Origin of the sequence: Collinsella aerofaciens (assembly GCF_027679495.1) — a bacterium.
GTDB lineage: Bacteria > Actinomycetota > Coriobacteriia > Coriobacteriales > Coriobacteriaceae > Collinsella > Collinsella aerofaciens_AK.
Window position 1 is genome coordinate 60,923 of the sequence record NZ_JAQEKC010000001.1, and the last position, 8,756, is coordinate 69,678.

Annotated in this window: 10 protein-coding genes; 9 read left to right on the forward strand and 1 reads right to left on the reverse strand. The window is 58.7% G+C overall.

Annotation, left to right across the window (positions count from 1 at the left end; all coding sequences use genetic code 11):
* Positions 1-110 precede the first annotated feature (110 nt).
* Positions 111-1,073, reverse strand: a complete 963-nt coding sequence (gene murB / locus PGW49_RS00320; RefSeq protein ID WP_138113441.1) for a UDP-N-acetylmuramate dehydrogenase — start codon at positions 1,071-1,073, stop codon at positions 111-113.
* A 183-nt stretch (positions 1,074-1,256) separates the two neighbouring features.
* Between murB and PGW49_RS00325 the strand changes: the two genes are divergently transcribed.
* The 9 genes from PGW49_RS00325 to PGW49_RS00365 all read left to right on the forward strand — a co-directional run.
* The gene (locus PGW49_RS00325) at positions 1,257-2,285 is read left to right on the forward strand and encodes a LacI family DNA-binding transcriptional regulator (protein ID WP_055310491.1); all 1,029 of its coding nucleotides are present in this window, start codon (positions 1,257-1,259) and stop codon (positions 2,283-2,285) included.
* 248 nt (positions 2,286-2,533) lie between these two features.
* Positions 2,534-3,022 carry a hypothetical protein gene (locus PGW49_RS00330; protein ID WP_138113439.1) on the forward strand — a complete coding sequence of 163 codons (489 nt, stop codon included), beginning with the start codon at positions 2,534-2,536 and terminating at the stop codon, positions 3,020-3,022.
* Positions 3,023-3,060: 38 nt separating this feature from the next.
* On the forward strand, positions 3,061-3,828 hold the full coding sequence (locus PGW49_RS00335; protein WP_138113437.1) for a GntR family transcriptional regulator: 768 nt from the start codon (positions 3,061-3,063) through the stop codon (positions 3,826-3,828).
* Complete coding sequence (locus PGW49_RS00340) at positions 3,813-4,526, forward strand: GntR family transcriptional regulator (RefSeq protein ID WP_035137743.1); 714 nt, start codon at positions 3,813-3,815, stop codon at positions 4,524-4,526. Before PGW49_RS00335 ends, PGW49_RS00340 begins: the two co-directional genes overlap by 16 nt.
* A gap of 193 nt (positions 4,527-4,719) precedes the next feature.
* Positions 4,720-5,835, forward strand: a complete 1,116-nt coding sequence (locus tag PGW49_RS00345; RefSeq protein WP_138113435.1) for an SIS domain-containing protein — start codon at positions 4,720-4,722, stop codon at positions 5,833-5,835.
* Positions 5,836-5,895: 60 nt separating this feature from the next.
* Entirely contained in the window at positions 5,896-6,957 is a 1,062-nt protein-coding gene (locus tag PGW49_RS00350; protein WP_138113433.1) for an SIS domain-containing protein, read from the forward strand.
* A gap of 46 nt (positions 6,958-7,003) precedes the next feature.
* A complete protein-coding gene (locus tag PGW49_RS00355) occupies positions 7,004-7,423 on the forward strand; it encodes a PTS sugar transporter subunit IIA (protein WP_035137739.1) in 420 nt (139 codons plus the stop codon).
* 57 nt (positions 7,424-7,480) lie between these two features.
* Positions 7,481-7,963 carry a PTS sugar transporter subunit IIB gene (locus tag PGW49_RS00360; RefSeq protein WP_270224931.1) on the forward strand — a complete coding sequence of 161 codons (483 nt, stop codon included), beginning with the start codon at positions 7,481-7,483 and terminating at the stop codon, positions 7,961-7,963.
* A gap of 58 nt (positions 7,964-8,021) precedes the next feature.
* Positions 8,022-8,756, forward strand: a 735-nt coding sequence (locus PGW49_RS00365) for a PTS mannose/fructose/sorbose/N-acetylgalactosamine transporter subunit IIC (RefSeq protein ID WP_270224933.1), incomplete at its 3' end; no start/stop codon positions are given.

Sequence of the window (8,756 nt, forward strand, 5' to 3'; positions counted from 1 at the left end):
CAATCAAATATATTGCGGGCGGGCACGCGGCCCTCTTGGGTTCGGGGCGCGGCACACCGGACTGGTTGTCTGAATTAAAGAAAGTGAAGGCCCCTTTCGGGGCCTTCTTTTTATAAAAATTCGCCTACTCGGTGGACTTCGGGTTCTAGGTCTACGTCGAACTGCTCTTTGACTTTGGCTTGGATGTCGCGGATGAGTTCGTCGACGTCGGCGGCGGTGGCGTGGTCGGCGTTGACGATGAAGCCGCAGTGCTTCTCGCTCACCTGCGCGCCGCCAACGGCGTGTCCGCGCAGTCCGGCATCCATGATGAGCTTGCCGGCAAAGTGGCCCTCGGGGCGCTTGAAGGTGGAGCCGGCACTCGGCATGTCGAGCGGCTGCTTGTCCTCGCGGCGCTGGCGGTAGTCGTCCATGTCGGCCTTGATCATCGCGGCGTTGCCCGGGGCGAGATTGAAAGTGGCCGAAAGCACGATAAAGCCGTCGTCGGCGATGCGGCTCTTGCGATAGCCCAGGTTGAGTTCGTCGGCATCGAATTCGATGATGTTGCCGCTGCCGCGGGTGCCGTCGTCGAGCTGGCGAGCGGGTTTGTAGACGCGCACGGACTCTAGCACATCGGCCATGCAGGCACCGTAGGCACCGGCGTTCATGTAGCAGGCGCCGCCGACCGATCCGGGGATGCCCGAGATGGGCTCCATGCCGGTGAGGCCGGCCTCGGCTGCCGCCGCGGCGACATCGGAAAGCAAGGCGCCGGCTGCCGCCGTGACGTGCGTGCCGTCGACCGTAATGTCGGAGAGGCCTTCGCCCAGCGCCACGACGACGCCGCGGATGCCCTTGTCGCCGACAAGCAGGTCGGAGCCGTTGCCCACGATGGTAAGCGGCAGGTCGCAGCGATAGCAGGTATCGAGCGTGGCGACGAGGCCCTGCTCGGTATCGGGCGTGACAAAGACGTCGGCCGGGCCGCCGATCTTAAACGTGGTGTGCTCGCGCATGGGCTCGCTCATCAACACGTTGTCCTCGCCGGCAACGCCAGCGAGCGCGCACAGCAGGTCCTCGTTAAAAAAGTCGTTCTCGTGCATATGAATATCCGCCTTTTGGTGGTCGTCGTCATCAATCGATTGCAATATACCCCACCCGGACGGATTTGGTGCGCTGACGGCGATAAAACAGCCGTCTACCGGATTGGTAAAGTGTTTATCACCGAGGTAGAGGGGTAGTCGCTATACTTTCAAGAGATTGCGCGTAAACCCGGAAGGAGCGAGATGGCCAACAAAGTCACCCTCAAGCAGATCGCCCAGGAGGTGGGGCTTTCCCCCTCGTCGGTCTCGCTTGTGCTCAATAATCGGCCCTGTCGCATCTCGGAAGAAAACCGCAAACTCATCAAGGAGGTCGCGGCGCGCAACCACTATGTTCCTAACCAGATTGCGCGTAGTTTGGTCATGCGCGAGTCGCGCACGCTGGGCCTTATCGTCCCTAACATCGAGAGCCGCTTTTTTGCCTCGCTCGCCGGTAGCCTGGAAAAGCGCTGCCGCGAGGATGGCTATGCACTCTTCATTACCAGCTCGGGTGGAAGCGCCGATGACGATCTGGAGCTGCTGCGCCAGCTGGTGACGCGCGGCGTTGATGGCGTCTTCCTGGTCGTGGGCGACGAGTTCTCCGACGACCGCGCCCTGCGCGAAGAAGTCAGCCACCTGCCCATCCCGGCCGTAATGGTCGACCGTGCCATTGAGGGGCTCGAGTGCGACAAGGTGATGTTCGACCACGAGATGGGTGGCTACATGGCCACTCGCTATCTGATCGAGCAGGGCCACCGTCGCATTGCCTGCTTGGTTAACGCGCGCCGTTCCAATACGGGGCGTAAGCGACTTGCCGGCTATGAGCGCGCGCTGCGCGAGGTTGGCTTGCCTATCGACGCGCGTTTGGAGTTTGAGAGCGAGTACTACATTCCGAGTGCCTACGAGGCCTCGGAGGCGGTGCTCGCGACCGACGCCACCGCCGTATTTGCAAGCTCGGACAACATTGCCCTTGGTCTGCTCAAGCGCTTACACGAGATGGGGAAGAGCATTCCGGGCGACATTTCGGTGGTGAGTTACGACAACTCGGCCGCCGACGTTCTCTTTGAGCCGGCGCTGACCGCGATTGAGCAGGATCCTGGTATCCTCGCGGAGCATGCTTTTGGCTGCATGTCCAAGCGCCTTGCCGGTAGGGGCGGTAGACGTGCCGAAGAAGTCGTTCTGGAGCCGGCGCTTATCGTGAAGGGCAGCGTGCTCGATCTTACCGAATGTAGCTAAGCGTACTTGTTTGTTTGCATAGATTGCATGCGGAGTGTCCGCTATTTGCCGGCGGGGCCGGGGTGCCTGCCTTGTTTTGAGAAGTTCGCGGAGCCCACTTCTCAAAACAAGGCAGGCACCCCGGCCCTCGTCCGTGAACTCTTCCGCTGGGCGAGCTATAGACGCCGCGCACCGATAGGGTAAGGCGGCGGCTTGAAATTGGTGCTATATTCAGGTTGAGTTGTTTAATGCTAGTACGGGAGGCTGATATGGGGCTGTTCAAGAAGAAAAACCCGCAGGATGCCTTTGATCCCGATGTGTTTACCATCACGGATACGATTTTGGACCCGCCGCGGTTTACGTTTTTGCCGGCTATCTACCAGGATGCCACGCATCGCAAATGGGCCGTACATCAGCGCGGCGGCGAGCCGAAGATTTTTGACTATGCGGACGTGTTGCAGTGCGAAGTGGCCGAGGCGGGCGATCCGGAGGCCGAAGAAGCGGTCTCTAAACAGGAATTTGCCCAGCGTATCCTGGCAAATCCTGCCAAGGCAGCAAAAATAAATGCTGCCAAGCGTAATATGTGTCTTGGTATGGGCGTTGTTGTGGCGGTTCAGACGGGAAAAGACGAGGTTTCCAAATTAGAGATTCCCGTTATGACCGACGAAGTCAAACGCGATTCAAGTCTATATAAGTCGTATCGGAATGTCGCCGAGAAGATCAAGGCAGAATTTGATGCCATGGGAGGGCTGGCCTAATTTTGGCGGCATACGTTTCTGAATGAGGAGTCTGTGCAATGGCAGGCGAATCTTATGCAATTCCCCCCAAAGATCATGCTGTTGAGGGAATTCTTTGGTATATCCAGCACCATCAGCTTGCCGGCGGCGATCGCCTGCCGGCCGAGCGCGTGCTGTGCGAAGAGATTGGCGTTTCGCGTACGGCGTTGCGTGCCGGTATCACGCGGCTTATCTCGTGTGGAACGCTCGAGAGCCGTCGCGGATCGGGCACGTATGTGTGTCCTCCCAAGCCGCTGAACATCTTCCAGGAAACGTATAACTTTTCCGATGCTGTGCGGACTGCCGGCCTGCACCCCTCTTCTCGTCTGGTTTCCACCGGGACCATCGAGGCGGATGAGGCGCTTGCCGACAAGCTTGGGGTGGCTGTAGGCGCTCCCTTGCTCCGCATGCAGCGCGTTCGACTTATTGAGGGCGAGCCGGCGTCAATCGAGACCGCTCACGTTAACCTGTCCCTGTGCCCATCGCTTCCCGAGCACGATTTTGAGTGTGAGAGCCTTTACGATGTCTTGCTCAAAGAAGGTGGCGTGCGCGTTGAGCATGGACGTGAGCATATCTCCATCTCGCGTTTGAACTTCGAAGAGGCCGAGCTGCTCCAGCAAGAAGAGGGAACGCCGGTGTTCTATGAGAGCTCGATCGAATTTGATAAGGACATGCGTTTTGTGGAGCATTGCAAATCGGTGATTTTGCCCACAAAGTTCCGCTTTGCCGATAACGGCGAAGAGAACGGCATGAGGAGCGTGGCAGGTGAACAATGGCTGAAACAGTAGATGCCACCCCGGTTTATATGCGCATTCGACGCTGCATCGAGGAACGTATCGAGCGCGGTGCATATCCCACGGGTTCCATGATTCCGTCCGAAAAAGACCTCGCCGAGGAATTTGGTACGACACGCTTGACCATCCGAAGCGCTGTCGATGAGCTGGTTCGACGCGGGCAGATTCGCCGTGTTCGGGGAAAAGGTGCCTTTGTGGCGCAGAAAGTACCTGCTTTTTTTGAACGCACGGTCGGTTTCCGTGAATCGGTCCGTGCTTCGGGCGGCGAGCCGTCCGTCCGTATTCTCGCGCGTTCCAAGCGTTATGCGGGGCCATATTACGCCGACCTGTTTGGCATCGCCGAGGACGACCTGCTCTATTCCGTTCGACGCCTGAACTGCATAAACGGTAGCCCCGTATCGATTGAGACGGCGCTGATTCCCTGCCTGCTGTTCCCAACCATCGAAGATATTGACGTGTCGGTCTTCAGTTTGTACGAGACCTATGAGATGCTGGGCCGAAAGCCAGTCATGGCACAGGAAAAGCTCGATATCGAGGCACTGGGCGCACGAGATGCCGGCCTCCTTGGACTGGAACAGGGCGATCTTGTTTTGCTTTTGGAATGCGTGAGCTATGACGCGAGCGGTCAGGCTATCGAGTATGTAAAGTCCTTCAATCGTGGCGATACGGGCGGCTACACCTATACGTACTAGCTGGGGCTTTGCATCGCGCGCGGTAACAGCCGGTCTGTTTGGGCAATTTGACCGACTGTATATACAACCTTACATGGCTCAAAATCGACCGTTCGCCGAAAGGGATAAATTAATCGACAAAGAGGTATCAAAAAGCCGTAACCTGTAACTGTGATTGGTATCAAATACTAATGATTTGCAACGAGGTGAGACGATGAAGATGCTCGATTACGTTCAGCTTGCCCATGTGCGTATGGGGGAGAACCTCGAGCGTTCGTCTGAGCTGGTAGCGCAGCTCGTTGATATTTTCCAGTCCGGTTCTTTTGACGCACTGCGCATCGTTGCTTCGGGTTCGTCGCGCCATGCTGCGGATTGCACCCGCGATTTCCTGCAAGATACGCTGCAGATGCAGGTGTCCGTTGTGACGCCCGAGGCCTTCGTCGATTTTGAACACACCTATCCACAGCATGCGCTCAACATTGCCGTTTCGCAGAGTGGCTATTCGACCAATACGATCGCGGCTCTTGATTACATGCGCGCACACGATATGGCTGCAGTTGCGCTCACGGCAAACGTCGAGGCACCCATCAAGGAACACGCCGACATCGTTCTTGACTACGGTGTGGGTGTCGAGTCGGTGGACTTTGTGACTCTGGGCGTCGAGGTTCTCGTTGAGTACCTGGTGCTCTTTGGTATTTACGGCGGTCAGGCGCGCGGAACGATTGACGCCAAGGGCGTTGCTCAGCGTCTTGATGGCCTGCGCGAGGCTATCCAGGCTAATGCCGTGATGTGCAAGACCGCCGAGGCATATGTCCAAGACCACATGCTCGAGCTTTCTGAGCACACGCCCGCTATGGTCGTCGGCAACGGCCCCAACTACGGTGTTGCCGAGGAGGCGGCGCTCAAACTGAGCGAGACCATCAAGATTCCTGCCATGCATCACGAAGGCGAGGAGTTCGTCCACGGTCCCGAGATGCAGATTGTTCCGGGCTACCTGGTGTTTATTGTCGACGATCCGCAGGGGTCGGAGCGTCTTGCGAATATCGCCGATGCGCTATCGAACGTTACGGCAAAAACGGTGCTGCTCACGGCCCATCCCAAGGGTAGGGCTCACGAGGTTGTGGTGCCTCAGGTGGCTCCGCTGCTCAGTGCAATTCCCAATCTCGTGTTCTTCCAGACGATTGCGGCAATAATCGCCGAGCGTCTGAAGTCATGGGACGTTCACCCGTATCTCGATGCTGTCTCCAAGCAAATGGAGGTCAAGGCGGAGGGCTACGAAGAGTCAGTCAATGCGCTTAAGGCCAAAGCGGCCGAGTGTTACGGAATGTAAGCGGGTTTTGATGCCCGTTGGCATGGGGGATGTGGAAACAACCCCAGAAAGGAGAGACAAATGAAGGAAACCGAGAAGATCGAGATCATGCATTTCGACCAGGAGGGCTATCTCGAGGACGGCAAGGCGCTCTACGAGACCGGCAAGAAGATGACCGCGCTCGCCGACAAGGTTGCCGACGAGGGCTACGACGCCGTGTTCCTGATGGGCGTCGGCGGCACCTGGGACGAGCTCATGCAGCTCGAGTACCTCATGAACAAGTTCGGCGACCGCGACCTCGAGGTCTACCTGATCCACGCCGCCGAGTGGAACGTCATGGGCCACAAGCGCATGACCGAGAAGTCCGTCGTGCTCACCGCCTCCGAGTCCGGCACCACCCCCGAGGTCCTCGAGGCCGTCAAGAAGATGAAGGAAAAGGGCATTCGCGTCTACGCCATGACCAAGCCCGAGGGCCCCATCGGCCAGGCTGTCGGCGCCGAGAACTGCGTCGCCATGGCTTCTGACCATGGTTCGGGCGGCTGTGAGAAGGGCTACTACCTCGCCGACTGCTTCGGCCTGCGCCTGCTCAACCGCCGCGGCTGCTTCCCCAAGTTTGACCTGTTTATCGAGCAGACCAAGGACATCTGGAAGGACATGCTCGATATCCGCAAGCGCTTCGAGCCGCGCGCCGAGGAGCTCGCCAAGAAGTACGCCCTGGCCCCCTACACCATGTTCATCGGCTCCGGCGCCCTGTGGGGCGAGACCATCCTGTTCTCGATGTGCATCCTGGAGGAGATGCAGTGGAAGCGCACCCGCTACATCACCTCGGCCGACTTCTTCCACGGCACCCTCGAGCTCGTGGAGCCCGGCGTCCCGGTCTTCCTGTTCATGGGCGAGGACGAGAACCGCAAGCTTGACGAGCGCGTCCGCGCCTTCCTGACCCGCGGCGTGACCGGCGACACCGACATCAACATCATCGACACCGCCGAGTTCGCGATCCCCGGCCTTGACGACGAGTTCCGCGTCATCGTGTCTCCGTGGATTCTGACGGTGCTCGTTACCGACCGCCTGGCTCGCTACTACGAGACGGTCACCAAGCACAACCTCAAGTATCGTCGCTACTATCACCAGTTCGACTACTAAAGAAAACGGGTGCGGGAACGTGCCGGGCTATTGAGAGGAACACAGAATGAGACAGTACATCATCGCCAGCCATGCGCACTTCGCTACCGGCATCAAGGAGAGCGTCGAGCTGCTCTCGGGCGCTCGCGACAACGTCCACGATCTTTCGATGTTCGTCGATGGCCGCATGGACGTGGCCGAGGAGGCCCAAAAACTGCTGGCAGGCATGTCTGCTGACGATGATGTCGTTGTCTGCACCGACCTCTTTGGCGGCAGCGTCAACAACGAGTTCACCAAGATCGTCCAGACGCGTCCCCGCACGTACCTCGTTACCAACATGAACCTTCCTCTCCTCATCCAGTTGCTGTTCTCTGACGAGTCGGCGCCGGTTGAGGAGACGATTCGCGCCATCGTCGCTGCGGACGATACGCGCGTGAAGTTTGTCAACGATCTTTTGGTCGATGACGACGAGGAAGAAGAGTTCTAATCCGCAGCACCTACTGACACGCCGTAAGACGGCACAAGACCTTTGGGGGGTCACATTATGATTCAGCTACTTCGCGTTGACCATCGCCTGCTTCATGGCCAGGTCGCAGTTTCCTGGGTTCAGGGCCTTGACTCCAACTGCATCTTCTGCGTGGGCGATAAGGTCGCTAACGACCCGGTGTGGAAGACGACGCTCAAGATGGGCAAGCCTGCCGGCTGCAAGCTCGTCATCAAAGATATGGAGCATGCAATCGAAGCTATCAACTCGGGCGTGACCGACAAGTACAAGATGATCATCTGTGTCGCCACTATTGCTGAGGCAAAGCAGCTTGTTGAGGGCTGCCCGCAGATCAAGTCGGTCAACCTGGGCAACACCAAGCCAAAGGACGAGAAGCGTCCCGATGCTCGTCAGGTCTCTCGTCAGATCTTCCTGACCGCGGCCGAGGAAGCCGATGTGCGCGAGATGCTGGATCGTGGCGTCGAGGTCGAGATTCGACCCCTGGCCGACGACCCCAAGGTCGACTGCGCCAGCGTGCTCTAGGCGTTCAATTTCGAAGAGTCTGAGCTCTTCGTAGTGTCCTATTAGGAAAGGGGGATATATGCTTACCCAAGCAATCCTCATCGGACTTATCGCCGCATTTGGTAAGTTCGACTGCCAGCTCGGTACGCTCTATGCGTTCCGCCCCATCGTCCTGTGCCCGCTCGTGGGCCTGGTGCTGGGGGACCTGCAGTCCGGCCTCGCGATCGGTGCGAGTCTGGAGCTGCTGTTCATGGGCTCGATCTCCATCGGCGCCTACGTGCCGCCTGATGAGACGATCGGCGGCGTGCTCGCCTGCGCCTTCGCTATCCAGCTGGGCCAGAGCACCGAGGCAGCCATCGCGCTCGCCATGCCCATCGCCACGCTGTGCCTTGCCATCAAGAACATCCTCAACGCCGCCCTGCCGGTTCTGGTTGACCGCGCTGATGTCTTCTCCGGCCAGGGCAACCTTAAGGGTGTCTATGCGATGCACTTCCTGATCGGTTTGACCGGTATCATCATGGCGTTCCTGCTGTGCTCGCTGTCGTTCTATCTGGGTGCTGACGCCATCCAGGGCCTGCTCGACTTCATCCCGCCCTTTGTCCTTGCTGGCTTTGGCGTTGCCGCCAACTTCCTGCCTGCCATGGGCTTCGCCATGCTCGGCCGCCTGGTGCTCACCAAGCAGCTCGTGCCCTTCTACTTCCTGGGCTTCCTGCTGTGCTCCTACGCCAACGTGCCCGTCCTGGGCGTCGCCCTAATCGCCATCATCATCGGCATCGACAAGTTCGACCTGCTCGGCCTGGGCGGAGCCCAGCCC

Excerpts from the sequence above, each read along its gene's own strand:
- PGW49_RS00360 (WP_270224931.1), top strand. The coding sequence starts at position 7,481 with ATGATTCAGCTACTTCGCGTTGACCATCGCCTGCTTCATGGCCAGGTC.
- PGW49_RS00340 (WP_035137743.1), top strand. The coding sequence starts at position 3,813 with ATGGCTGAAACAGTAGATGCCACCCCGGTTTATATGCGCATTCGACGC.
- murB (WP_138113441.1), bottom strand. The coding sequence starts at position 1,073 with ATGCACGAGAACGACTTTTTTAACGAGGACCTGCTGTGCGCGCTCGCT.
- PGW49_RS00330 (WP_138113439.1), top strand. The coding sequence starts at position 2,534 with ATGGGGCTGTTCAAGAAGAAAAACCCGCAGGATGCCTTTGATCCCGAT.
- PGW49_RS00335 (WP_138113437.1), top strand. The coding sequence starts at position 3,061 with ATGGCAGGCGAATCTTATGCAATTCCCCCCAAAGATCATGCTGTTGAG.
- PGW49_RS00325 (WP_055310491.1), top strand. The coding sequence starts at position 1,257 with ATGGCCAACAAAGTCACCCTCAAGCAGATCGCCCAGGAGGTGGGGCTT.
- PGW49_RS00355 (WP_035137739.1), top strand. The coding sequence starts at position 7,004 with ATGAGACAGTACATCATCGCCAGCCATGCGCACTTCGCTACCGGCATC.
- PGW49_RS00350 (WP_138113433.1), top strand. The coding sequence starts at position 5,896 with ATGAAGGAAACCGAGAAGATCGAGATCATGCATTTCGACCAGGAGGGC.
- PGW49_RS00345 (WP_138113435.1), top strand. The coding sequence starts at position 4,720 with ATGAAGATGCTCGATTACGTTCAGCTTGCCCATGTGCGTATGGGGGAG.